This is a genomic window from Methanolobus vulcani (genome assembly GCF_900100715.1).
Lineage (GTDB): Archaea > Halobacteriota > Methanosarcinia > Methanosarcinales > Methanosarcinaceae > Methanolobus > Methanolobus vulcani.
Genome location: NZ_FNCA01000004.1, coordinates 296,552 through 321,454, shown reverse-complemented (window position 1 = coordinate 321,454; position 24,903 = coordinate 296,552). Strand labels below are relative to the sequence as shown.

Below are 24,903 nucleotides of genomic sequence, written 5' to 3'. Positions count from 1 at the left end.
ATCGCCTGCAGAGCGATTCCATTCCGGTTCGAATCCGGATCTTGGCTTTAACTTTATCTTTCATCGTGAGTGAGTTTGGCGGCCATAGCGGCGGGGTAATTCCTGTACCCATCCCGAACACAGAAGATAAGCCCGCCAGCGTTCCTTACTGTACTGAAGTATGAGAGTCTTCGGGAAATACGGATCGCTGCCAACTCACTCACAATTGATCCTGCTTTTCTATTAACAATATTTTTATTCTACAAACAGTAACAACTTTAAACTTCTGGTTTTTCTTGGTTATTCTAGTACTCTAAACTAAACTCAATGTCCCGCGCAAAGCGCGGCACAAGCAAATAAATTGAAATATTCTTTATTTATTCTTCAGAAGAAATTACAATTACATCTTCATCATGAACCCTTCTTTGTGCTTCATGTTTTGCCACTTCAATGAATTCCTCATTGGCTGTTTTCTTACCTGCTACCCATTTATCCATAATTACACAGGTTACAAGATCACCAGTTACATTGACCGCAGTACGGCTCATGTCAAGAATCCTGTCAACTCCGATTATAAGTGCGATACCTGATGTAGGTATGCCCACACTATTCAGTATCATTGCAAGGATAACAATACCTACTCCAGGCGTTGATGGAGTTCCTATAGAAGCCCCTACTACAGTTACCATGATTAATAGGAGTTGTCCAAAACTAAGTTCTATTCCAAATGCCTGTGCAAGAAATACTGCCGCTATACTCTGGTAAAGAGCTGTACCGTTCATATTGATAGTGGCACCCAATGGAATTACAAATTGAGATATAGAAGGTCTCACTCCAATATTTTCCTCAGCAGTCTTTATTGAAAGTGGCATAACTGCAGCAGAGCTTGATGTAGAAAAAGCAAGTAATAATACATCACGAATAGACCTAAGAAAGGTCAATGGATTTTTTCTGGTCACTAAAAGAATGATAAGCATGTACACGATTAACATCAGTAATAGACCAAGCAATACTGTACCAACGTATACCAGCATCCCCATCAGAGCATCTATTCCAAGGTTCAGAGTGAATTTACTGATAAGACCAAATACGGCAACAGGTGCCAAAAGCATGCTCCAGCGCACAACTGTCATGCTGACTTCCTGAAGGGAGCCAAGCAATTCAAGCAATGGTTTTGATTGTACCGGCTGCATCGAAACAAGAGCCACTCCTATTATTATCGAAAATATCACTACCTGTAACATCTGCCCAGTCGCAAGTGATCCAAGAGGATTTGTAGGGACAATTGTAGTGATCATTCCCGGAAGTTCAGCTACATCAAAGGACCCCAGTCCGCTACTGTCAGCTTGTGTTACATTTGAGGAAATAGTTCCCTGTACCAGATCACTGCTAATGTAGGTACCAGGATTGATTGTCAGTGCAAGCATAAGTCCTACAAATATTGCAAATGCTGTGGTCGCAAGAAAAAAACTAACGGTTCTAAGACCTATTTTCTTTAATTGCTCCATATCCTCCCCGGATGCGATCCCTCGAATGATCGATGCAAAAACAAGCGGAACAACGATCATCTGGAGCAATGCAAGGAAAAGATATCCAGGAAGTGCCAGCCATTCACCAATAGTATAGGACATTTCCTGGTTCAATATTCCAGTAGACGGTCCAAGTACTAATCCTGTAAGGATACCCAGCACCATTCCTATTAGAATCCTTAACCATAGCCTTCCTTTAACAAGCTCCTGAAGGTGATAATTCAGATTCTTTAGCGAACGCGGATGAATAAGTGTAAGGGGGTCCGGTAAATTGTACTTGCCTGACATGCCACTATGTTTATTTTTATCTTTAATTGCATTTATGGTATTTTTGTGAAAAGATAAGCATTTATGCAAGGTGCACTTTATATGATTATTTGTGAGTCATCAGGAGGAATAATATGGGACTATTCGGCAGAATGGAAACAGTAGTTAAATCAAAAATGAACAAACTTATGGATCGCATGGAGGATCCACGTGAAACATTGGATTACTCCTATGAGAAACAGCTGGAAATGCTTCAGGATGTAAAACGAGGTGTTGCTGAAGTTACAACATCAAAAAAGAGACTGCAGTTGCAGAGATCAAAGCTCCAGCAAAATATTGAGAAACTTGATGGTCAGGCAAGAGAGGCTATCAAAGCAGAGCGTGAAGACCTTGCCCGTCTGGCACTCGAAAGAAAAAGCTCTCTCAATGTCCAGATTCAGGGTCTCGACCAGCAGATAGCTGAACTTGAAAAAGAGCAGGAGAAACTTGTTGCTGCTGAAAAGCGTCTTTCAACCAAGGTCGAAGTATTCAGGACTAAGAAAGAGACGATCAAAGCACAGTATTCTGCAGCCGAGGCTCAGGTCAAGATCAATGAATCAGTATCAGGTATCAGTGAAGAGATGGCTGATGTGGGACTTGCAATAGAAAGGGCTGAGAACAAGACAGAAAATATGAAAGCCCGTGCATCTGCACTCGATGAACTTATCGATACAGGGACACTTGATGACCTTACCAGCAGCGGAGATGATATTGACAGAGAACTTGCAAAGATCAATTCTGCAAATACTGTTGATCTTGAACTTGAACAACTCAAGAAGGAGGCAGGTAAATGATCATAAGAATAGTTGGTGAGGGCCAGTATGAAGTTCCTGAGAGCTTCTATGATGAACTGAATGTCATTGATAATAAAATAGTAGATCTTGTTTCTAAAGGAGACGAGGAAGGGTACAAATCTGAACTTACAAAACTTATAAGCAGTATAAAGTCCTGTGGAAAGCAGATCGATGATACAGAAATAGTTGAGTCAGATATTATCGTCCCACCTGAGGATCTGACATTCGAAGAAGCTAAGGACATTTTTAAAGGCGAAGGTATATTTGAGGACTAAGATATTTTTTAGTTATTAAATTGGCATACTCCAGAGGGGATACCATCTCCCCACATCTTTTTCTATTGGAAGTTCATTTTCCATCAAAGACTTGAGCCTGAATTCCGTATTATTATCCCTGTTGTTCTTTCCCCTCGGGACAAAAGGATAATAGTTTCCCTGTTTGAAATTATATATCCAGTATACAGGTCCCTCGCTCTCAAAACGATATACTGCACAGAGTATCTGTTCACCAAATCCCTGTTCAACAAGTGTCTGGGATATCATGTGTATATTGGTTACAAGATCCTCAAAGTCTTTGTCCCTTAGAACCACCCACATGAAATTATATTCATCTTTCTCTATGCTGAATTCAGTGCCCGTCTCTTTAGTACTGAACTGCAGCAATTCTTCGATCTCATTCCTGGTATTTGTGTACTTTGACATATCCATAGCTTTAAAGCAAATTGCTGCAACAGCAGATGGTTTAAGGTTCAGGTTAAGTTCCAGTGTGATAACTGCTGTTGATATAGCAAAAAGCTTGCCAGTCTTTGCTTTAGGTACTCTGCTGCTTCCAAGTACTGAACCCAGTAGATCACGAAAACCCATCAGTATTCGATCTCCCTCTGTATCTTTTCAAGGGCAGCTATTCTTTTTTCCATAGACGGATGAGTTGATAACAGGCTCATGACAGATCCCGATACTGCTGCAGGGATTATGAAAAATGCATTCATTCCTTCAACTTTACGCAGGTCTTCAGTAGGCACATTTGCCATAGTTCCACTGATCTTTCTTAGTGCTGATATGAGTTGTGCAGGCTGACCTGTTATGAGTGCAGAGCCTCTGTCTGCTGCAAATTCCCTGTATCTTGAGAGCGCACGAATAAGCAGGAAACTTAATACCCATACGATTATTGAAATTATCCACACAACTATAAGTCCGCCATTTGAATTTCTGCGGTCTCCGCCAAAACCTCCAAAATATAAACTGTATCTTACAATGTAAAATGCAATTGTTGAAATGAAACTGGCTATTGTCAAAACTGCCATGTCTCTATTTTTGACATGGCTTAGTTCATGTGCAAGTACAGCTTCCAGTTCTCCCTGGTCAAGCTTATGCATGAGTCCTGTTGTAACTGCAACTACAGCCTTTTTCGGACTTCTGCCGGTTGCAAATGCATTTGGTACAGATGTATTTACAACTGCAACAGTTGGCTTTGGAAGACCAGCTATAACGCAGAGTCTTGTAATTGTTTCATGGAGCTTTGGTTCTTCTGCTTCGGAAACAACATGTGCGCCGGTCGACCATAGCACCAGTTTATCAGAATAGTAATATTGTGCTCCCATGAAAATAGCAACAAACAGCAGCATAAAGCTTGCAGATGCATACTGGGAAAGGAATGCAAGGAAAGCAATGTATACTGCAGCCAGAAGGAACATTGTCAATAACATTCTTCCTTCAAGCCCTAGATCTTTTTTCCATTCTACCATTTTAGCACCATCTCTCAGTAATTGATATTGGTATATTAGAATTTTGGACTTTTCACTCAATGTCAGTTTTTTCCCGGTGAAGAAGTCCTTTCTGCCAGTCATTTATAATTCTGATAGCAGCTCTTGTTTCATCAATTTTACCTTTCTTCTTCAGGAAATTACATTGAAGTCCTATCATCTCAAGTAAGTCATAGGAATTTTCATCAGTGAATGTGATCTTGTAAAATGATTCCAGTAATTCCCTGTCCTCTTCAACAAGCTTCTCGATGATTTTCAATGCTACACCAATTTGGTCTTTAATGTGAGTTGAATCTTTTATTCCCAGAAGCCCCTGTATATATTCATCATGCTCATCAAGAGGAAATACACCAGGAGTGTCAAGAAATACAATACGAGATCCTGCATTTACTATTTGCACACCTTTTGTATGACCTGATATTGCGGAAGTTGAAGCTTTTCCTCTTCCTGCAACACCATTTATTACGGAAGACTTTCCGGTATTTGGATAACCGATACATCCTACCTGTATGTCGCGTCCCTGTATATCTGCGACTTCCAGTATTTTATGCCTGAGCATCGTAGTCCCGAATCTCTCCTTAGAGGATACAAAGACTGCAGGTGCTATTTTTGCCATTCTGGATTTTGCTTTCTCAAGTTTTTCTTTAGGGACAAGGTCACACTTGTTCAGTACAATGATAAAAGGTTTCTTTTCACGTGAAATATCCTTTTCGATTTCACTGTTTCTTGTCTCATCTGGAAAACGTGCGTCTACAACTTCAAGGAGGACATCAGCTTTCTTTATGACGTCCTTTACCAATAATTTCTGGCTTGCCATGGTATTTCCCGGTATCAGAAAAGTTCTTTATAATTCTTATGATCAATCACGGATTTAATGGATGCTCATATTCCCTGAAAGGATATATTATCTTTGATAGGCATTTCACATTATTCTTCGACCAGTCTTCTGTTTTACTAATCTTTATAACAGTAATACTCAATATATTAAATGGATTGATAATATGGCCATTATCTCTTTTGATTTTATGTACGAATTGTGGAACATGTATAGTAACAAGTCCACTCGGGATTATATTTGAGGGAGATAATCTTCTTCAAACACTCCTTTTGTGCCGGATAAGCTGAGTGCAGCTTGTGCAAATTTGGCTTTGGGGCTTGCCGGGCATTTTCCTTAAAAAGCAGCAATCAGCTATCAACCTCTAATAGATGAACTGGATTTGCCAGCAGATCATGTTGTCAGGCATGCCTTGATGTTTGGTTATCCTAAGTATGAAGTTCACAGTATTCCTGGTCGAAATCCTGTGGATATAACGTGGAAATAACATTCTTATTTTCCAATCATCTCTCTTTTTCCAGCTATTCATACTGTTTTTAATATCCTGTTTTGTAGAAATTACTTTTCATAGTTATTTCTAAAATAGGAATCTATAAATATCATTATGTTTGTTAGAACATAACGCTAGAAATCATAATAGTTTACGGGAATGGACGAACACTCGGAGGCTAAAAATGGTATACAAATCTCAAAAAAACATCCTTGTTGGTATGGTATTTCTGCTTTTTCTGGCAGTTGTGGCACCCTGTGCAGCTACGACCGTTGACATAAGAGGTGAAGCTATTGACACAGGAGCTATTGATGCAGGCAATATATCCTGGGACTATTCTAATTTTCCTGGATTATACTTTGCTGCTAACAAATATACTCAACTTTCTGCAGGTGCCGGGGAACACCTTTACTTTGAAAATGATGATGACGGAGGAAGTCCTTCTCTTGGTTCAGCAAATCCGAATGCTAATGTAATCGATGAAGGAGAGTTGATTTATACTACAAAGCAGGTAGCTTCTAAATACAAAGTCTATTCTGAAGTATCTAACATTACTAAGGTTACCAAATTTTATACTCTTTCATTATTCGGCACTACATATTGTGCAGTTGATAACGATGCTACAAACCTTGCAAAGCTTTTGATGCAGCAAAGTGACAGTGATAAGAAAATCCTGAAAAGCGGTGAAAGGTGGGCAATGAAAAACGGTTATTCACTGGTGATGAATGCTGTTGATATTGATGGTTCCAAGTGTTACATGACATTGTATAAGAATGGTGAGGAACTTGACACTGGTGTGGTTTCCACAGATGGAAGCAATGATGGTAGGATATACTTCGTTGAAGATGATTGTTCAGACAGCTCCAATCATATATATTTTCTGACTTATGTGGATTCAACATTTGCAGGACTGGATGACAACTTTGCAGTTCTCAAGTACACATGGCTTGCTGATAAGGACAGCTACATGAAAGTATCATCCGGTGATGAATTTGGAAACTTTGAAGTAGATGAAGCAGTTGCAACCGGATTAAAATTATCAAACAGCAACTCCATCTCCATCAACATTGATGCAGGTACATCAACTCCAATTACTGGAGACTTATACTTTAAGGCATCTGATGAAGGAAAAGGTAGTAATGGTGGTTATGTTTTCTATCCTGTAAAGGTAGTTACAATAGAGGATTCCTCCTCAACAGCTACAATTCAGCCTGAAGAAGTGGCTGTCAATGACACATCCTCTGATTCAGAAGATGTAGTTGTTGTCGATATGTCTTCTGATTCGGAAATTGGGTCTGAAACTTCAAAAAGTTCTGATGATACTAATATGGGGTCAGAAAGTACAGATGAATCTTCTGAAGCAGAGACAAATGCTGTTGAAAATTCAATTCCTGGATTTGAATTTTCATTTGCCGTAGTTTCAATCTCACTTGTCTTTATTTTCCGTAAAACAATGTTTAAATAAGTGGAATGTAATCTAAAGAACAATTAAGAGCTTCAGTTCCAAGAATGACTCATACACTTGATTCCAAGTGTTTTCTTTTTTATAAATTTGTTCATAAGCAGTTGCCCGATTCTTCTTTACTTGTTTAATTCAGAGTATGTTTTAATCCTTCAATATCGCACATAAGAGTGTTTATTGAAATTTTACTGTTCTCAGTAATGTTTAAGTATCATATAAACACTTAAAAGGAATCTACAAAATTATTTAGACCAGTTTTTGAGCTGTTCATGTTTAATTATTTATATATCTATCAAACTATTAATTATAGTAATCTGCAAACATTACATACTCTGACCAACGACACAATGACTATTCAAAATGTTGAAATGGTACTTTTTTAACCATTCACGCAATTGATTATGATGTTCTTTGATAAACCCCGGGTTCTAGTTGTAGACGATGAACCAATGAATGTTGAGTTGCTTCAGGCTTACCTTTCTGAAGATTATGAAGTTCTGCCTGCTTACAATGGTCACGAAGCACTTGATATTGCTTTTAATGAGTTGCCGGACATTGTTCTTCTTGATGTAATGATGCCAGATATCAATGGATATCAGGTATGTGAAAAGATCAAGAATTCAGAGACTACACAGTTCATACCTGTTGTTCTTGTGACAGCTCTTTCCGGGAGAGAAGACCGTTTAAGAGGTATTGAGTCTAAGGCAGATGATTTCCTGACAAAACCCGTTGACAGGCTTGAACTCAAAATGAGGGTGAAGTCACTTCTTCGCATAAAGAACCTTCATGATAATGTTATTAAGGAACGTGATCAGGCACAGAATTATCTGGATGTTGCAGCTGTAATGATGCTTGCACTTGACTGTAGCCAGAATATAACTCTCATCAATAAAAGAGGTCTTGAGATCTTAGGTTATGAGGAATCAGAAGTTATCGGAAAGAATCTCATGGAACAATTCATTCCTGATTCTTCAAGATCTGAGATGGAAATCCATTTCTTAAATTCATTGAACACTTCTGGAGCCGGAAGTACTTATTATGAGTGCCCGGTCATCACTAAGAATAATGAAGAGCGTATGGTAAACTGGTATTCCAAACCACTTACTGATGAAGGTGGAAAGGTTACTGGTGTTCTCTTTTCAGGTCAGGATATTACTATCAGAAAAAAGGCAGAAGAAAAACTCAGGGAGCAGACACATGCCATGGAAGCTTCTGTAGATGGTATGGGGATTCTTGACGAAGAAGGCGTTTATAGTTATGTGAATGCTGCTCATGCCCGTATTTTCGGATATGACAATCCAAGGGAACTGATTGGAAAAAAATGGGATATGCTCTATAACCCTTCAGAAGTAGGACTTTTCAAATCAACTATTTTGCCGGAATTCAGAAAGAAAGGCAAATGGCAGGGTGAGCTGATCGGTAGAAGAAAGAATGGCAGCACATTTTTTCAGGAAATATCACTGACAGCTCTTGATAATGGACTGATATCAGTTGTAAGGGATATATCCAAGAGAAAGGAAGTAGAGTCTCAGCTTAATGATTATGCAGCTCAACTTAAAAGCTCGAACGAACTCAAAGACCTGTTTACTGATATTCTCCGGCATGATCTCTTAAATCCGGCAGGTGTTGTAAAAGGTTTTACTGACATGTTGCTCAACGAGGAAAATGATGAGAATAAAATATACAAACTTCAACTCATTGATAGTAATGTAACACGCCTCATTGAAATGATAGAGTCCGCTGCAAAGTTTGCTAAACTTGAAGATACGGATAAGCTGGAATTCAAGCCAATGGATATTGGTTCTATTATTCATTATGTTGCCGAGGAACTTAAACCACAACTCTCATCCAAGAATATTATTCTTGATATTAAATCATCTGGAAAGTATCCTGCGGTGATAAATCCTCTAATTGATGGTGTTTTTATCAATTTTATCTCCAATGCCATCAAATATGGTCCTTCTGACAGTGTTATAACTGTTGATATTCAGGACTTTGGAAACGAATGGAAAGTAATTGTATCAGATAAAGGGGAAGGTATTCCTGATAAAGATAAGGTTCTGGTCTTCAATCGTTTCCAGCGTCTTGCCGAGAAAAAGAAAGCTGTCAAAGGTTCGGGCCTTGGCCTTGCTATTGCCAAAAGGATAGTTGAACTACACGGTGGACATATAGGTGTGGAAGATAATCCTTCAGGGAAAGGAAGTTCTTTCTGGGCAACAGTAAAAAAAGCATAAAGGATTATTTTCCAATATCCTCATACCAGATGTCCGGTTTTTCATGAATGAATTTTTCCATGATATCTTTGCATTCATCAATATCAAGGTCAATAACCTCAACACCATGTTCCTTCATGAACTCTGCAGCACCATCAAAAGTTTTTGATTCTCCTGCAATTACTTTTTTTATGCCGAATTGTACAATAGCTCCGGCACAGAGATAACATGGCATTAGTGTGGAGTATATTGTAGTTCCCTGGTATTTTCCAATCCTTCCTGCATTACGTATGCAGTCAATCTCTGCATGTGCAAGGGGATCATCATGTTGAACTCTTCTATTATGACCTCTTCCAATGATCTTTCCTTCTTTCACAAGAACTGATCCGATAGGTATTCCACCTTCTTTCATTCCTTTTTTAGCTTCATCGATAGCTGCCTGCATGAATTCGTCCATAATATTCCTCTTCAAGTCTTAATGGCGGTAATATTGTTGGCACTAATATATTATCTTATCATTCAGGAATAAGACAAGTGTGAATCGATATCTATAAGAAGAGAAACAATAGAAGAAAAACAGAAATTTGATGTATGCTCTCGCATACTTTTCATTTAAAGTGACAACATTAAGTTTCCAAAGAAACAGCTGTCTTCATGGGTACTGATGGCTGCCGGTTTAAGAAGTGATATTCCTTTGTTCATTGTCTTTGAAGCTGTGAGTATGTCCATGAGTGAAAGTTTTCCAGATTCAAATCCGTCACCAACTGTTTTCATGCCCTCAATAAATCCTTCTTCAATGATGTCTACCGGATCAATGCCTGACCTTATTGTCTCCATTGCTACATTTGTTGCTTCAGCGTCGTTGAAGTTAATTACAGAATTTTTAGCCTTATTGATAAGCTCTCTCTTTGCAGAATCACTATAATTCATGATTTCATCATTCCTCAGACATTGTTCTTTGAAATTGAAAGGTTTGCTTTCTAAGCAGGTGTTCCTGCTCGCCCCTCTCTATATTTCATTTATCATAAGAACTTTGTCTACCTGAATTATATATATGGTAAGAAAATATATAGTTTCAATATATGAATGATGGTTAAAAAAAGTAACAATTTATTTATCATTTTCTTATCTTGAAAACACGGTCATTTTTGCGAACAATATCCTCAACAGCAAGTCCTATTTCATTTCCTCTTTTCACAGAACTTACTGCTCTGCCTTCCAAGGCAATGGATGTGACTTCCTGTTCAAGATAGGTAGTACTACCTTCGATAACGATTCTGTCTCCATTCTCAAGTCCCTGTTCCAGAAGTTTCACTGCGGCAGCGGATTGCTTTGGATAATAATTCGTTACTATTCCCACAGCTTCGCGTTTAACCGGGGATGCATTCATATCGAAATCAAATGCCAGGCTGTCAGGTCCCGGATATCCGAAATAGAATCCTGTTGAAAATCCTCTGTTGTACTCGAGTGCCATTTTCTCTTTAAGTGGAAGTACTTTTTCTTTGGTAAAATTCCCTTCTTTAAACAGATCTATAGCATTTCGATAAGACTCTGATACAGTTGCAGTATATCCGGGATTACGTAATCTTCCTTCAACCTTGAATGAATCAATTCCGGCTTTTACAAGTTCGGGTATGTACTCGATCATGCAAAGGTCCTTTGCACTCATAAGATACTTTCCTTCAATATCGACTATTGCACCGTTATCTGAATGAAGGGACCATTCCCATCTGCAAGGCTGGCTGCATTCTCCACAATTTCCTGATTTTCCAAGAAGGTAAGCTGAAAGATAGCATCTGCCTGAGACTGCCTGACACATTGCGCCGTGCACAAATGCTTCTAGTTCCATTTTTGTGTCTTTTTTGATTTCAGCAATTTGCTCAAGGCTAAGTTCTCTTGCAAGTACCACCCTGCTGGCTCCCAGTGACCTGTAAAACTCTGCTGTGATTTGGTTTGAGACATTAGCTTGAGTTGATATGTGTATGCGAAGATCTTTTTCTGCTGCTTTGGTTATGGTGGCAGGATCCCATGCAATAACAGCATCGACTTCTGCAGAGGCTGCACATTCTAGTACTTCATCAAGTTCGGTGAGGTTATCCGGGTATATTACCGAATTCACTGCCATGTAACCTTTAAGCCCATGAGCATGAATTTCATCAATAAAAGAAGCAAGGTTTTCACTAGTTATTTCCTGTGCACGTGATCTTAGACTTAGTCTGTCCAGAGAAAAGTAAACTGCATCTGCGTGTTGCTGGCATGCTTTAAGAGCTGCAAAGTTTCTAACACCCATTATGAGCTCAGGTATTTTAGATTTCTTAGATTCCATGGACATTGATGTATGGATTCAAATTAAGATTTAAATCACTTGTGTTGAAAATCAAGTTAGATTGTTCAATGGACAATTTTTGTTCGAAACCGGGAAATTATATATACTATTATACACTATATTGCATTGTCAAGTAAAATTAGGGTTGCCTAATTCATTACGAGGATGTAAAATCACATTCTTTCGGCAGCTTCTAAAAACCAATGAGGTAAAAAATGGCTCCAATAATACCGCTTGCTATGATGCCTGAAGGTAAGGATAGTAAGATTATTTCTATTAATGCAGGTAAATGCCTGATAAGTCGTCTTAGATCAATGGGTTTTATTGAGAATACTCTGCTTAAAGTCAAAAAAGGTGTCAATGGCTCTCTTATTGTTTCTATAAACGGCTGTGATTACGCATTAGGTATGGGTATGGCCACAAAGATAATGGTGCAGGAATATTCTGCATAATACTATTTTTAAAATAGAAAAGAAAATGAAGCTATAATGCTTCATTAGTTTTTGTTTATCATTATTATGAGTTTACTCTTCCTTTCTCTTACTGAAGATGAAAGCAAGTCCGATTATTGCTGCGATAGGTGCTGCAATTGTTGGGAACTCAGGAATTTCTTCAGTATCAGGAAGATTGTAACCATATTCATAAATAGTTACATGTCCGTCATGCGCATTTGCCTCTTCAACGTTGAGAGTTCTGACTTCCATTTGTTCTTCCTGCGCAACATTGACATTTTTGATGACAATTGAATGTGTATTATATTCAAGGCCATTGATCATGAGTGATCTTATCTTCTGCTGGTTGATGTCTTGGCCAAGGCTTACATCTGCCCAGGTATCTCCCTGCCAGACCATTTCTTCATCAATAAAAACTCTTGCAAATCCATCATTGCTGTCACTTGCAAATATGATGCAGAAGTTATTTACAGGATATTCTGTCTCAACATTCATGTAGCCGTCTTCACTTATCACTGCGAGTCTGCCATCAGCATTTGTCCATGTACTTCCGACAATTGAGCTGCTGAAATATGACTCGAATCCACTTGTTGCAGAATTATGGTTTCCATATGTCCATATGTCCAGGTTACTTGTTCCGTCAGTAACAGTCACAGAAGCAGCAGCAGATGCTGTTCCTGCCAGCATTATTGCAACAATGAGCACCAATGCTATATTTTTCAAATTGTTTTTCATATCATACCACCAAGATTTATGCTAAATTATCTTTGATACTGCATCTTCTATATATTTGGTATATATATACATTACCAAAAAATACAAAATGTGATAATGCTTATCATAATCATTTATCTTGATTTTGGAAGTATCTCAGTGAAAACTCAAAACCATAGATTATGCTGTCAGTTGACCTAATCGAGCAAACTATCAGCTAGATAATCAGGATTATGTCAAAAAAGAAAGAATAAGGATTTTAAAAATCCTTCTTATTACCGCTTGGGCCACGCATGTATTTGCCAAGTTCGGAATCAACAAGTTCTAAACCATTGAATACAGGTCCGTCCTTACAAACTCTTAAGCCTTTCTTATCCATGCAGCAGGCACCACATACGCCAATTCCGCATTTGAAATATCTGTGAAGGCTAAACTCTGTCTTCTCAAGTGCCTCTTCATTTTCAAGCATTCCGAAGATGCATTTCATCATCATTTCAGGACCGCATGTGTATATTCTATCAAAGGATGAAATATCACTCTCTGCAAGCACATCAGTTACAAAACCGCACCTGTGTGCAGAACCATCATCTGTAGTTATGTGAAGTTCTCCGTATGATGTAAATTTGTCAACAAAGAGAAGTTCATCGGCATTTCTGGCCCCAAGAATAGTGGTTATGCATACACCTTCAGAAGCTGCATGATTTGCCAGCGCTACAATAGGTACAGTACCTACTCCGCCTGCAATGAGTAGGATTTTCTCATCTTTGTCTGGAAGTGTGAAGCCTTTTCCGAAAGGTCCTCTTATTCCAATTGAATCTCCTTCATTGAGATTGAATAACTTCTCGGTTGCATCTCCTATCTTTTGTACAGTGATGGAGTTCTTGCTTGATAATCCCATGGGAATCTCATCAACTCCATGTATCCATACCATTACAAATTGTCCGGGTATGGCTTCATCAAATGATCTGTCAAAAACAAAAGTCCTTGTGGATGGAGTTTCCTTGATGATTTTAGTAATTTTGACGTTGATGGGGTACATTATATCCTCTCATGTGCAAGTCCGATGACATCTGTTACGTCCTTGTATCCTCTTTCAGCAATGAACATCTCAATACCAGTCGCAATCGAGCTGAAAACTTGTAGTCCCTCATGAACTGCAGACCCGATCTGTACTGCAGTAGCTCCTGCCATCATCATTTCAATTGCATCCTCCCAGGTGTAAACACCTCCAACGCCTATCACAGGTATATCCAAGGCTGTATAAAGGTCATAGACACATTTGATAGCAACAGGCTTCACTGCCTTTCCTGAAAGTCCGCCAAATCTGTTTCCAAGAATAGGATAACCGCTTTCGATGTCAATTGCCATCCCCTTCACAGTATTGATTGCAACGACTGCGTCAGCTCCTCCTCTCTGGGCAGCATCTCCAATTGTCACTATGTCAGTGACGTTAGGTGTAAGTTTTATCCATACTGGTATATCAACTGCATCTTTTACTGCAGCTGTGATCCTCTCAACTGCATCTGGATTGCTTCCAACAGATGCACCATATCCAAGTGCATGCGGACAGCTTACATTTAGTTCAAATGCATCAGGATTTGAGTCAAGAAGTCCCTGCGCAACTTCAACAAACTCTTCTTCGTTTCCTCCGAATATACTTGCAATAACCGGAGTGCCGGCTTGTTTCTTTGCAATTGCAAGCTCTTTCTTAAAATCAGGATAAGATGGGTTAGGTAATCCCATAGCATTCAAAAAACCGTAACCAAGGTCTATCATGCTTGGGTTCTTGTGTCCTTCCTTTGGTTCCGGGCCGATGGACTTTGTAACTATTGCTCCGGCCCCTTCCTTTGCCACGCGTGCAAGGGATGCACCAGTGGTTCCCATTATTCCGGCTGCCAGTATAGTTGGATTCTCAAGTTCGATTCCTGTTATTTTAATCATATTGTCCCTGCACCTCTGTGGCTGTTCCTGCACTCAACTGGCAGACAGCTCTCTGCACAAGTTCTTTTCCGCCCATCTGTACAAGTTCTTTTGCTATCATTCCGGCATGTTCCTGATATGTTTCAGCCTGGATAACTTCTTCAATACGTACATGCTCTGAACCGTCAAGTGCCAGTACTTCGCAGCATACACTGATCTCATCTTCATTTATAAACTGAGCAAAGGAACCTATTGGTGCAGTACATCCACCTTCTACATCAGTAATGACTATACGTTCAATTTCAGTCTCAATTCTGGTCTGCTGGTGGTCCAGGTTAGAAGTTACTTCTTCTGCCTCACTTCCGGCAGGTGTGACCACAGCTATTGTTCCCTGGTTTGCAGAGGGACAGAAGAACTGTGGATCAAGACGTTCCACATCCATTTCCCAGCCCATTCTCTGAAGGCCTGCTTCTGCGAGAAGAATTCCATCATAAAGTCCTTCTTCAAGTTTCCTTATTCTTGTGTTGATGTTTCCCCTGAGATCCTGTACATGGAGATCAGGTCTGTATCTGAGTATCTGGGCTCTTCTGCGCATTGATGTCGTACCAAGTACTGCTCCTTCAGGAAGATCATCTATCCTTGATCCGTCTGTTGTAAGAAGTACATCATATGGTGAATCACGTTTAAGCACCGCAGATGTAGCAAGTTCATCAGGTCGGATTGTTGGTAGATCTTTCATTGAATGAACTGATATGTCGATCTCACCATCGATCATCCTGTCATCCAGCTCCCTGACAAAGGCTCCGACTCCGGCAACTTCATGGAGTGGCCTGTCTGTGAAAGTATCACCGGATGTTTTGATTATCTTCCGGGTTGTGCTGACTCCAAGTTCTGAAAGGAGACGTTCTATTGTCTCTGTTTGTGCAATAGCCAGTGCACTTCCACGGGTTCCTATTATCATGTGAATTCACCGTTCATTTAAGATTTGCTTCGTATGAGGAGAGTGTCTTTTCAATATCCTCTTCGCTGTGTGCAGTTGAGATGAAATTTGTCTCAAATTGTGATGGTGGTAAGAATACACCACTGTCAAGCATCTTGAAGAAGAACTTCAGGTATCCTTCCTTGTCACATTTGAGAACATCCTGGTAGTTAAGTGGTTTGTCTCCAAAGAATATCTTGAACATGGATGCAATTCCAACTACGTTATAGTCGAGATTGAGGTCTGCAACAATTTCAGACAATCTGCTTCTCATCATGTCTCCTGTTGCATTAAGGTTCTTGTGTACTTCTTCTTTTTCAAGTACATCAATTACTGTAAGTCCTGCTGCAACTGAAGCCGGGCTTCCGCTGAAGGTTCCTGCCTGATAAACGCTTCCGGAAGGTGCAATCATTTCAATGATCTCCTTCTTTCCTCCGAAAACTCCGATTGGCATTCCTCCACCGACGATCTTTCCCAGTGTTGTCATATCAGGTGTAACGCCGAAGTATTCCTGTGCTCCACCCATTGCAAGCCTGAAACCTGTGATAACTTCGTCAAAGATGAGTACTACATCATTTTCTTCTGTAACTTTGCGAACCTCTTTGAGGTAATCTCCCTCTGGAAGTACAGGACCAATATTACCCATTACAGGTTCAAGTATGACCGCTGCCATATCGTCCTGGTTCTTTTCAATTAACTGGGTAAGTGCTTCAATATCGTTAAAAGGTGTCTGTAATGTGTGTTTTGTAAAGTCCTCTGGAATTCCAAGTGAATCTGGCTTTCCAAGAGTTGTTGCACCTGAGCCGGCTTTAACCAGTACGGCATCATGTGCACCGTGGAATCCACCTTCGATCTTAATGAACTTGTTCTTGCCTGTGAATCCCCTTGCTGCACGAAGTGCACTCATAGTTGCTTCGGTTCCTGTTGAAACGAACCTGAGCATATCGATGCTTGGGTAAAGTGCTGCTATCTTCTCAGCAAGTTTTACTTCAAGGTCTGTTGGTGTGCCGTAGAGCCATCCTTTATCAAGCTGGTCAATTATTGCCTGTTTGATGGTGGGATTTGCGTGTCCCAGAATATTAGGTCCATATGCAAGACAGTAGTCGATGTACTCATTTCCATCAATGTCTTTTATTTTAGAACCGCATGCTGATTCAGTGTAGAATGGGTATGGTTTGATAGCTCTTACCGGACTGCTGACTCCTCCTGGCAGGAGGGTTCTTGCTTTATTGTATAAATCTCTGGACTTATCTAATGACATATAAACACCCTGTAATCATTTTAACATCTGTGCCATTTCTTTGGCAAAATAAGTAATAATCATATCAGCACCTGCACGCTTAATTGATATCAAGGATTCATACATCACCTGTTTCTCATCAAGCCAGCCGTTTTGTGCTGCTGCCTTAAGCATTGAGTACTCACCACTGACATTGTAAGCTGCCGTTGGAATTTCAAATTCTGTCTTGAGGCGGTATAATATATCAAGATACGGAAGTGCCGGTTTGACCATAATTATGTCGGCCCCCTCTTCGATATCAAGAGCTGCTTCCATGAGTGCTTCATCAGAATTTGCGGGATCCATCTGGTGCGTGGATCTATCTCCGAAGCAGCATCCTGAACCTGCTGCATCCCTGAAGGGTCCATAAAACGCTGATGAATATTTTGCAGCATAGGACATAATTGGAGTATTGTGGAAATTGTTTTTATCAAGCTCACTGCGAATTGCAGATATCATGCCGTCCATCATTCCTGATGGTGCAACCATGTCTGCTCCTGCTTTTACATGGCTGAGTGCGGTCTTTCCAAGAAGTGGTAGAGTTGGATCATTCATGATCTCTTCTGTGTCAAAATCAACCATTCCACAGTGTCCATGGTCAGTATATTCGCAAAGGCAGACATCGGTAATTACAAGCATGTCTTTTCCGAGTTCATTCTTGATCTCGCGCACTGCCTGTTGTACAATGTCTTCATCTCCCCAGGCACTGCTTCCTTTCTCATCCTTATGCTCTGGAATGCCAAAAAGTATCATGGCAGGTATTCCGAGATCCGCAGCTTCTTTTGCATCGTCTGCGACCATGTCCAATGGCAGGTTAAACACGCCTGGCATGGATGCTACTTCCTCTGATTCGTTTATTATTTCATTGACAAACACCGGATATATCAGGTCATTAACTGACAATGATGTTTCACGTACCAGATCTCTAATCTTGCCGCTTCTCAGCCTTCTCATTCTGCGCTCGGGGAACATTTTACCAGCTCATTCTTTTCTTTAATGTTTGATCTATTAGCGATAAATACTCTGGCAACAGACTCCAGCAGCTCGTCGTCACCGATCTCTGCTGCATATCTGATTACTTTGGTAGGCTCTGCCAGCATTTTATTGATTATGGAGTGTGTCAGGTCTTCGATGATCTGCTTTTCAGTGTCACCAATTGTATGGTAGGCACCAAGTTTTGTGATGGCTTTATCTTTTTCATTCACGCGGAGTTTATATGATTGCGCATACAGTTCAGATACAAGTGTATCTGCTCTCTGTCTCTTGTATTGTTTTATTAGAAGATCGAATTCCTCATCGATAATTGACTGGGCTTTTTTAGCTTCTTCCATTCTCATTTCCAGATTCTTCTCATTTATGACTCTCAGGTTATCTATATTATAGAGGGTCACATGAGGGATGTTATCAGTAGAAGGGTCAATATCTCTGGGATTTGCGATATCAATTAGTAGGAGTTCTTTTTCTCTGAAGCTCATTGCCTTTTCGACCTGTTCGTATTTCAGAACATAGTGGGGTGCACCGGTTGCACTGATGACCACATCGGCTCTCCTGAGATTCTCATCGATCTGGTCAAAGTGTACTGCATGCCCTCCCATTTCATCGGCAAGGTTCTTTGCAGTTTCATATGTACGGTTGGCAATGTACATCAGTTCGATCTCCCTGTGGGAAAGTGCCCTTGTGACAAGTGTCCCCATCTCTCCGGTTCCAATGACCAGCACCATCTTATTCTTAAGGTCACCAACAGTGTCTTCTGCAAGATCTACTGATGCTGATGCAATTGAAAGTGCACCACGGTTGATTTCAGTCTCGGTTCTGACACGTTTTCCTACCTGTATAGCTTTGCTGAATGCAGTATCGAGCATTTTGCCAGTGGTTCCTATCTTTTTAGCAACAAGGTACAGGTCTTTGATCTGACCAAGGATCTGGTCTTCACCGATGATCATGGATTCAAGACCACATGCAAGCCTGAGAAGATGCATGATGGATTCTTCATGTTCAAAAAAGTCTATTATATTAGAAGAAAGTCCCATTTTCTTGGCAAAGTGGAACAGGACAGTACTGCCCTTTGGTGAAACAACATATATTTCAACGCGGTTGCAGGTCTTAAGTACAACACACTCGCAAACAAGATCAAGGGAATGAAGGTCCTTGAGCATTTTTTCTATGTCCCCTTCCCATGCTTCTTCTATCTCTTCGACAGTTGCTTTGGAATGGGTTATCACCATACTGGTTATTTCAGTCATGGTTACCTCGTGTTTTACAATAATTCAAATAGCGGTGTCTGTGGTACATGTTCATCTGACTTTCTCGCTTATTTTCTTCCTTACTATACCCTGTGCTGTATTAAACCCTTTTTCATATGATTCTTTAAGCCCGTCCCACACTTCCTGACTCTCAAGAATTTCCCACAGTATCTCTTTTCTGTCTTTCTGGTCAGGAACTTCGCCTTTTAGGTAAGTTCTCATTTCATCCTGGATTTTGATCATGTCGGCAAATTCAGGTGTAATGATCTTCTCAACCTGCTGACGTGTAAATCTTGAAAAGGCAGGGCTTGAGCCGGTGGTGGATATGCTGATGGTAAGTCCCCCACGTTTTATCACAGCAGGCACTGTGACATCACCAATGGCATCTACTTCATTTGTCAGTATCCCAAAGGATTTAGACAGAACAACAATCCTTTCATTTATGCTTCTGTCGTTGGTGGCAGGAATTACAAGGAAAGCATCTCTTATGATATCATTTATCTCTTCATCTGTGAGCTTTCCTGCATCCGCTTTGATTAACCTGATGTCGTATTTTTCTTCAAGCTCATAAAAAACATCATGAAAGCTACGACTGACTATCGTAACTTTTGCATACTCTGAGAACAGTTTAGCTTTTCTTTCCCCGACAGATCCACTTCCGAATATCACGACTTTCTTGTCGCTCATATCAATCAGCAGTGGCAGGAAGTGGTTCTTGTCTTTCATATCTCCATCTCCGGAAATGATTGCCTTCTGCTTTTTCCGGTAAAATTAGTTAAAGATTTCGATTACAACCTAACTCCAGTTTTCTTGAATTCTCTGTCACTGTAAAGAAGTTTATAATCCGTGATTCCGGTTGCCTCTGATATCCTTGCTGCAACTTCCTCGCAGTCTTCCTTTGTGTATGAGTGGACCATTGCAAACAGGTTGTAGTCCCATCCTGGAGCACGTGGTCTTTCATAGCAGTGTGTGACCTCGGAGAAGTTTGCCATTGTTGTACCGACTTCTTCTGTTCTCTCATCAGGCACGTTCCAGACACACATTGCATTTGCAATAATTCCGATATCCCTGTGTCCGATTGATGCACCGAACCTGCGAATGACCTCTTCTCCCTGCATCTTTTTGAGGCGGTCTATTATTTCCTGCTCACTTATCCCAAGTTCACTGGCAATATCTGCAAAAGGTGATTTTTTAAGCGGGATGCCGTTCTGTGTCATTTTAATTATCTTCTCATCAATATCGTCCATGGTCTCACCGCTTATTTAATGTTGAACCTTACTCCGATCTTGAACAGTTTTTTAGTTGGAAGGTCAACAAACTCCATTCCGGTCTTTTCACGGAGCTCTCCTATTATAGTATCAATTCTTTCTCTGTTAGCTGCAGAAATAGTGAACCATATATTGAATTTCTCCGGACGATGATAGTTATGTGATACTTCATGATAGGCGTTGATGTATTCTGCTACTTCTTCAACCCTTTCTTCAGGAACACTTACAGCCACAAGGGTGCTGGTGCCTCCTACACCTTTGCGGTTGATTATTGGTCCAATCTTTCTGACAGCACCATCGTCATGCAGCCTGGCAAGCCTTTCAATTACTTCGTCTTCACTGATATCCAATTCTTCTCCCAGCTTCTTATAAGGCTCTGTTTCCAGAGGAAAATCAAACTGGATAGTATTGAGTATCTTTTTATCGGTATCATCAAGAAATATCATTCAAATCACTGTTTTTTAGGTACATATATACAGTATGGCTCTTCCTCAAGATAGTCTCCTGTGGCAGCATATGCACGTGCACGGCAGCCTCCGCATACTGTATTATATTCACATATTCCACATTTTCCCTTTAGTTTGGAGACATCACGCAGATCATTGAATACCTTCGAGTTCTCCCAGATATCCTTGAAACTCTGCTCTTTTATGTTTCCTGCAAGTGCTGGAAGATATCCGCAAGGATATACGTCTCCTGTGCTTGATACAAAACAAAACCCTGTTCCTCCGAGACATCCTTTGGTCATTGCTTCGTAACCGTGGGTTTTGACACTTATCTCAATACCTTCTTTTTCCGCACGCTGGCGCATTATCCTGAAATAATGGGGTGCACAGGTTGCTTTGAGCTGTATGCCTGCATCTTTCTGCCTGTCATAGAACCAATTGAGTATCCTTTCGTATTCCACAGGAGGGATCTCATCGTTTTCAAGTTCCTTGCCTCTTCCTGTTGGTACGAGAAGGAAAATATGAAGTGCATCTGCGCCCAGTTCCTTTGCCATCTCAAGTATGGCAGGAATTTCATCTATGGTGCGTTTTGTGATTGTAGGATTTATCTGGAAACCTATCCCTGCATCTTTTAGATTCTCTATTCCATTCAAGGCACCTTCAAATGCTCCTGGCATGCAACGGAAGTCATCATGTGTCTGAGGACTAGAACCATCAAGACTGATGCTTACTCTCTGAATGCCCACGTTTTTTATTTTGTCTGCCATTTCAGGTGTGACTAAAGTTCCGTTTGTTGCCATAGCAACGCGCAGACCTTTTTCCGTGGCATATTTTGCAATCTCGAATATGTCATCCCTTACCAGTGGCTCTCCACCACTAAGTATGAGTATTGGATTTCCCATTTCTTTAATTTCATCTACGAAATGGAGTGCTTGTTCAGTTGTAAGTTCGCCCTCTGGTTTTTTCTCAGTAGATGAACCTCTGCAGTGTTTACATGAAAGGTTACATCCTGCTGTTGTTTCCCATGCGATGAGTCTTGGAGGTTTTACCATAATTGATCATGAATGTTTTTTGTTCGTATGTTGGCTTATATTACCTATTTATAGGATGGGACTATACTACTGCACACCCATATTAATACTTGATTATCAGGCTGAGCCATCAATGTATAAATTGGTTCATTTGTGCCTGATTTTTGATATAAGGGTTCGTCTTAATGCCTATGACGAACAAATAGGCTGATATAGAGGTGATTCTTTATAGGCGCGTTAGAGATTGCATTTACAATTACGTGGATTACATTGGTGGTATATGTTGCATACATTGTGAGTTCCCGTAGAAAACTGCTGCGCCAATGTAACAGGATAGAAAAGTGATCCTGATAAACGATCATTGTAGAGGTGCTTCCTATGGATAGAACACAAAAAACGATAGTTGCAGTTGTTTTCATCGCTGTTGTTGGTTTTGTAGGTCTCTGGAATGTTGACCTTTCACAGGGATATTATATGATATCTGATATATCTCAGAACTCAGAGGAGTTTGTAGGGCATGATGTCAACACAATGGGCATGATCAAGAATGGAACTCTTGATATTACTACAGACGGAACTTCTTTTGCACTTCAGGACCTGGAAGAACCTTCTTATGAGATTAATGTGGAATATACCGGTTCTCTTCCGGCCAACCTTGCAGAGGGGCAAAGTGTTAGTATAAGCGGAAAAATGCTTTCTCCAACCATGGTTGAAGCAAGTCAGATAGTTATGAGTTGTCCTTCTAAATACTCAGAATGAGCAGGCGTGGTTATGATACAAATAGATGATCTGGATGAATATCAGTTGATCAAGATGGCCAAGGATGATATGGTCCATTCTATGGATGATAGTTCCCAGATGAAAAAGATGCTTCTGCACATATGCAGTTCCGGTGGAAAGAATATCCGTCCTGTTATGCTTATATTATGTACTGAGATGTGTGGAGGAAATTCAACTGAAGGCGTAAAGGCAGCACTTGCAATTGAATTTATTCATTCCGCATCTCTTATCCATGATGATGTACTTGATGGAGGTCTTGTACGTCGTGGTGTCGAGTCAGCACACAAAAAATATGGAATCCCGGCAGCTATTCTTTGTGGTGATTTCCTGATTTCCAAGGCAATATCTCTTATTTCCGGATATGGTAATGATGCAGTAAATGAATTCGGCCGGGCAGGAATGTATATGGCTGAAGGTGAAACCATCGATATTTCAAGTGTTGATGATGAATTCAAGGAAAAGAACTACTTTGAGTGTATCAGTAAGAAGACAGGATCTCTTTTTGCTGCAAGTGCCGCAATAGGTGCATATGTTGCAGGTGCTGATTCTGAAACTGCCAGGAAATTAAGGTCCTTTGGTGAAAATGTGGGCAATGCATATCAGATAGTTGATGATCTTCTTGAGTATCTTAATGAGCTTGAAGATAAAAGTTCTACTTATGAATCTGTTACATTACCTCTTATCTACAGAAGGGTTATGGATCATGATAAAACTGTGGAGAAAACTGTGGAACAGGTTTGTATCTGCGTTAAAAATGCAAAAGATATCCTTGCTTCGTTCCCGTCTTCTGATTCAAGGGATAAACTGGAATTAATAACTGACCTTATTACTGTGGATATGCTTCCTGCTGATATCCTTTAATTTTATTCAATTGTCAGGTGACTTCATGAGGGTTTATGATAAATCAGTAATTAAAGTAAATGCCAGCACAGAAAACGGACGAGTGGTCCTTGATACAGAGGGTCCCCTGTCTGCTGTTGCAAAACCGATTATAAAACGTATCAACAAGATATTTCTTGAAGAGAAACCCATATATTCAGATGAGGATAACATAATATTCTCTACATGGGCTCCGCCAATGCCGGGCGATATATTCAATAGGATGATCAGTGCCCAGGTGGCCTCTATATTAAAGAAGAGAGTACCTGATCAATTTTCAATAGGGATTACAACGCACTGTCCTTATGATTGTATACATTGTGGGGCGGCTGGTACTGTTGCAGATCCAATTCTGACTGCTGATGAAATCAATAGTGCTATTGGCCAGTCAATTGATCTAGGTTCATATTATATTGCTTTTGATGGTGGGGAAACTTTGCTCAGGAAAGACCTTGAGCAAATGATCGCCAAGGTGGACAAGTCCCGTGCTATAGTTTCATGTTTCACATCAGGTTTCAGTTTGACTGAACAAAGGGCTATGGATCTAAAAGCAGCAGGTCTTTTTGCTGCACACTTAAGTCTGGATAGTCCTGATGAGGCTGAACATGATCGTGTAAGAAATCGTGAAGGAGCTTTCCAGAATACTGTCAATGGTATCAAGCACTTTGTCAATGCTGGGGTTCTTGCGGATCTTTTTGTGGTTGTTTCACCTCATAATATAGATGATCTTGATGGTTTCTACAATTTTGCAGCAGATATGGGTATGCAGGAATTATCAATTTATGAGATCATAGCTGTTGGACGCTGGCTGGATCATGAGGATGAGGTAATTACTTCCAAAGATGTTGATAGGCTTGGGAAGTTCCAGAAATCAATGAACAAAAAAGAGGATGGTCCAAGGGTAACTTCATTCCCGAATTTTATGGGTCCTGATGAGTTTGGTTGTTTTGCAGGTAGGAGATGGATGCATACAACAGCAGGGGGGGATGTTTTACCCTGTGCTTATACTCCTCTTTCATTCGGCAATATTCGTGAGGAGGATCTTGCTGCAATATGGGAAAGAATGGGCAAGCATGAAGCATATAATTGCTCTGCGGAATACTGTATGATGCGCAACCCTGAATTCCGTAGCAAATATATCCGCACTATACCGGAAGGAACACAGCTTCCGGTAAGACTTGATAAATCTATTTGTTGATTTTGTATAATCATTGTT

27 protein-coding genes and 1 rRNA gene are annotated in these 24,903 nt (G+C 40.2%); 10 read left to right on the top strand and 18 right to left on the bottom strand.

Going from position 1 to position 24,903, the window contains the following annotated elements; all coding sequences use genetic code 11:
• Positions 1–74: 74 nt before the first annotated feature.
• Positions 75–196, top strand: a 5S ribosomal RNA gene (rrf, locus tag BLP52_RS08255).
• A 160-nt stretch (positions 197–356) separates the two neighbouring features.
• On the opposite strand, the gene BLP52_RS08250 is transcribed toward rrf, so the two are convergent.
• Positions 357–1,796 (bottom strand): dicarboxylate/amino acid:cation symporter, encoded by a 1,440-nt coding sequence (locus BLP52_RS08250; RefSeq protein ID WP_091709988.1) that lies wholly within the window; start codon positions 1,794–1,796, stop codon positions 357–359.
• Between the two features lie 113 nt (positions 1,797–1,909).
• Here BLP52_RS08250 and BLP52_RS08245 point away from each other — a divergent pair, with 113 nt between their 5' ends.
• Together BLP52_RS08245 and pspAA are read left to right on the top strand one after the other, a co-directional pair.
• Positions 1,910–2,608, top strand: a complete 699-nt coding sequence (locus BLP52_RS08245; protein WP_091709987.1) for a PspA/IM30 family protein — start codon at positions 1,910–1,912, stop codon at positions 2,606–2,608.
• Entirely contained in the window at positions 2,605–2,883 is a 279-nt protein-coding gene (gene pspAA / locus BLP52_RS08240; protein WP_091709986.1) for a PspA-associated protein PspAA, read from the top strand. The genes BLP52_RS08245 and pspAA overlap by 4 nt, the downstream gene beginning before the upstream one ends.
• Positions 2,884–2,898: 15 nt before the next feature.
• Here pspAA and pspAB read toward each other — a convergent pair whose 3' ends face one another.
• From pspAB to BLP52_RS08225, 3 genes are read right to left on the bottom strand one after another with little or no spacing between them, the layout of a single operon-like run.
• A complete protein-coding gene (gene pspAB, locus BLP52_RS08235; RefSeq protein ID WP_091709985.1) occupies positions 2,899–3,471 on the bottom strand; it encodes a PspA-associated protein PspAB in 573 nt (190 codons plus the stop codon).
• Positions 3,471–4,352: a zinc metalloprotease HtpX gene (gene htpX, locus BLP52_RS08230; RefSeq protein WP_091709984.1), complete on the bottom strand. Its 882-nt coding sequence runs from the start codon at positions 4,350–4,352 to the stop codon at positions 3,471–3,473. Before htpX ends, pspAB begins: the two co-directional genes overlap by 1 nt.
• 52 nt (positions 4,353–4,404) lie before the next feature.
• Positions 4,405–5,187, bottom strand: coding sequence for a GTPase (locus tag BLP52_RS08225; RefSeq protein WP_091709983.1), 783 nt, complete (start codon positions 5,185–5,187; stop codon positions 4,405–4,407).
• 692 nt (positions 5,188–5,879) lie between these two features.
• Here BLP52_RS08225 and BLP52_RS08220 point away from each other — a divergent pair.
• Entirely contained in the window at positions 5,880–7,160 is a 1,281-nt protein-coding gene (locus BLP52_RS08220) for an S-layer protein domain-containing protein (RefSeq protein WP_091709982.1), read from the top strand.
• Between the two features lie 398 nt (positions 7,161–7,558).
• On the top strand, positions 7,559–9,391 hold the full coding sequence (locus tag BLP52_RS08215) for a PAS domain S-box protein (RefSeq protein ID WP_091709981.1): 1,833 nt from the start codon (positions 7,559–7,561) through the stop codon (positions 9,389–9,391).
• 4 nt (positions 9,392–9,395) lie between these two features.
• Here the strand turns inward: BLP52_RS08215 and BLP52_RS08210 are convergent, their stop codons facing one another.
• The 3 genes from BLP52_RS08210 to BLP52_RS08200 form a co-directional block, all read right to left on the bottom strand.
• On the bottom strand, positions 9,396–9,827 hold the full coding sequence (locus tag BLP52_RS08210; RefSeq protein ID WP_091709980.1) for a nucleoside deaminase: 432 nt from the start codon (positions 9,825–9,827) through the stop codon (positions 9,396–9,398).
• A 155-nt stretch (positions 9,828–9,982) separates the two neighbouring features.
• Positions 9,983–10,300, bottom strand: coding sequence for a cobalamin B12-binding domain-containing protein (locus BLP52_RS08205; RefSeq protein WP_091709979.1), 318 nt, complete (start codon positions 10,298–10,300; stop codon positions 9,983–9,985).
• A gap of 187 nt (positions 10,301–10,487) precedes the next feature.
• Positions 10,488–11,696, bottom strand: a complete 1,209-nt coding sequence (locus BLP52_RS08200; RefSeq protein ID WP_091710015.1) for a peptidase U32 family protein — start codon at positions 11,694–11,696, stop codon at positions 10,488–10,490.
• Positions 11,697–11,911: 215 nt separating this feature from the next.
• Here BLP52_RS08200 and BLP52_RS08195 point away from each other — a divergent pair, with 215 nt between their 5' ends.
• A complete protein-coding gene (locus BLP52_RS08195; protein WP_091709978.1) occupies positions 11,912–12,148 on the top strand; it encodes a FeoA family protein in 237 nt (78 codons plus the stop codon).
• Positions 12,149–12,220: 72 nt separating this feature from the next.
• Here the strand turns inward: BLP52_RS08195 and BLP52_RS14700 are convergent, their stop codons facing one another.
• The 11 genes from BLP52_RS14700 to ahbD all read right to left on the bottom strand — a co-directional run bounded on the left by BLP52_RS14700 (position 12,221) and on the right by ahbD (position 22,049).
• Positions 12,221–12,883 (bottom strand): PEF-CTERM sorting domain-containing protein, encoded by a 663-nt coding sequence (locus BLP52_RS14700; protein WP_091709977.1) that lies wholly within the window; start codon positions 12,881–12,883, stop codon positions 12,221–12,223.
• A gap of 238 nt (positions 12,884–13,121) precedes the next feature.
• Positions 13,122–13,901, bottom strand: coding sequence for a dihydroorotate dehydrogenase electron transfer subunit (locus BLP52_RS08185; protein ID WP_091709976.1), 780 nt, complete (start codon positions 13,899–13,901; stop codon positions 13,122–13,124).
• Positions 13,901–14,803, bottom strand: a complete 903-nt coding sequence (locus BLP52_RS08180) for a dihydroorotate dehydrogenase (protein ID WP_091709975.1) — start codon at positions 14,801–14,803, stop codon at positions 13,901–13,903. The genes BLP52_RS08185 and BLP52_RS08180 overlap by 1 nt, the downstream gene beginning before the upstream one ends.
• Positions 14,796–15,743 carry a hydroxymethylbilane synthase gene (gene hemC / locus BLP52_RS08175; RefSeq protein WP_091709974.1) on the bottom strand — a complete coding sequence of 316 codons (948 nt, stop codon included), beginning with the start codon at positions 15,741–15,743 and terminating at the stop codon, positions 14,796–14,798. Before hemC ends, BLP52_RS08180 begins: the two co-directional genes overlap by 8 nt.
• A gap of 13 nt (positions 15,744–15,756) precedes the next feature.
• On the bottom strand, positions 15,757–17,022 hold the full coding sequence (hemL, locus tag BLP52_RS08170) for a glutamate-1-semialdehyde 2,1-aminomutase (RefSeq protein ID WP_091709973.1): 1,266 nt from the start codon (positions 17,020–17,022) through the stop codon (positions 15,757–15,759).
• A gap of 15 nt (positions 17,023–17,037) precedes the next feature.
• On the bottom strand, positions 17,038–18,012 hold the full coding sequence (gene hemB / locus BLP52_RS08165) for a porphobilinogen synthase (RefSeq protein WP_091709972.1): 975 nt from the start codon (positions 18,010–18,012) through the stop codon (positions 17,038–17,040).
• Positions 17,991–19,283 carry a glutamyl-tRNA reductase gene (gene hemA / locus BLP52_RS08160; RefSeq protein WP_091709971.1) on the bottom strand — a complete coding sequence of 431 codons (1,293 nt, stop codon included), beginning with the start codon at positions 19,281–19,283 and terminating at the stop codon, positions 17,991–17,993. Before hemA ends, hemB begins: the two co-directional genes overlap by 22 nt.
• A gap of 51 nt (positions 19,284–19,334) precedes the next feature.
• The gene (locus BLP52_RS08155) at positions 19,335–20,009 is read right to left on the bottom strand and encodes a precorrin-2 dehydrogenase/sirohydrochlorin ferrochelatase family protein (protein WP_091709970.1); all 675 of its coding nucleotides are present in this window, start codon (positions 20,007–20,009) and stop codon (positions 19,335–19,337) included.
• A 62-nt stretch (positions 20,010–20,071) separates the two neighbouring features.
• A complete protein-coding gene (ahbB, locus tag BLP52_RS08150; protein WP_091709969.1) occupies positions 20,072–20,530 on the bottom strand; it encodes a siroheme decarboxylase subunit beta in 459 nt (152 codons plus the stop codon).
• 11 nt (positions 20,531–20,541) lie between these two features.
• Positions 20,542–20,997: a siroheme decarboxylase subunit alpha gene (gene ahbA, locus BLP52_RS08145; RefSeq protein ID WP_091709968.1), complete on the bottom strand. Its 456-nt coding sequence runs from the start codon at positions 20,995–20,997 to the stop codon at positions 20,542–20,544.
• A 5-nt stretch (positions 20,998–21,002) separates the two neighbouring features.
• A complete protein-coding gene (ahbD, locus tag BLP52_RS08140; protein WP_091709967.1) occupies positions 21,003–22,049 on the bottom strand; it encodes a heme b synthase in 1,047 nt (348 codons plus the stop codon).
• Positions 22,050–22,256: 207 nt separating this feature from the next.
• Between ahbD and BLP52_RS14830 the strand changes: the two genes are divergently transcribed.
• From BLP52_RS14830 to BLP52_RS08120, 4 genes are read left to right on the top strand one after another with little or no spacing between them, the layout of a single operon-like run.
• The gene (locus BLP52_RS14830; RefSeq protein ID WP_091710014.1) at positions 22,257–22,373 is read left to right on the top strand and encodes a CcmD family protein; all 117 of its coding nucleotides are present in this window, start codon (positions 22,257–22,259) and stop codon (positions 22,371–22,373) included.
• 33 nt (positions 22,374–22,406) lie between these two features.
• Positions 22,407–22,787, top strand: a complete 381-nt coding sequence (locus tag BLP52_RS08130; RefSeq protein WP_091709966.1) for a cytochrome c maturation protein CcmE domain-containing protein — start codon at positions 22,407–22,409, stop codon at positions 22,785–22,787.
• Positions 22,788–22,799: 12 nt separating this feature from the next.
• Complete coding sequence (locus BLP52_RS08125) at positions 22,800–23,669, top strand: polyprenyl synthetase family protein (protein ID WP_091709965.1); 870 nt, start codon at positions 22,800–22,802, stop codon at positions 23,667–23,669.
• A 25-nt stretch (positions 23,670–23,694) separates the two neighbouring features.
• Entirely contained in the window at positions 23,695–24,885 is a 1,191-nt protein-coding gene (locus BLP52_RS08120) for a radical SAM/SPASM domain-containing protein (protein WP_091709964.1), read from the top strand.
• The last annotated feature ends 18 nt before the right edge of the window (positions 24,886–24,903 follow it).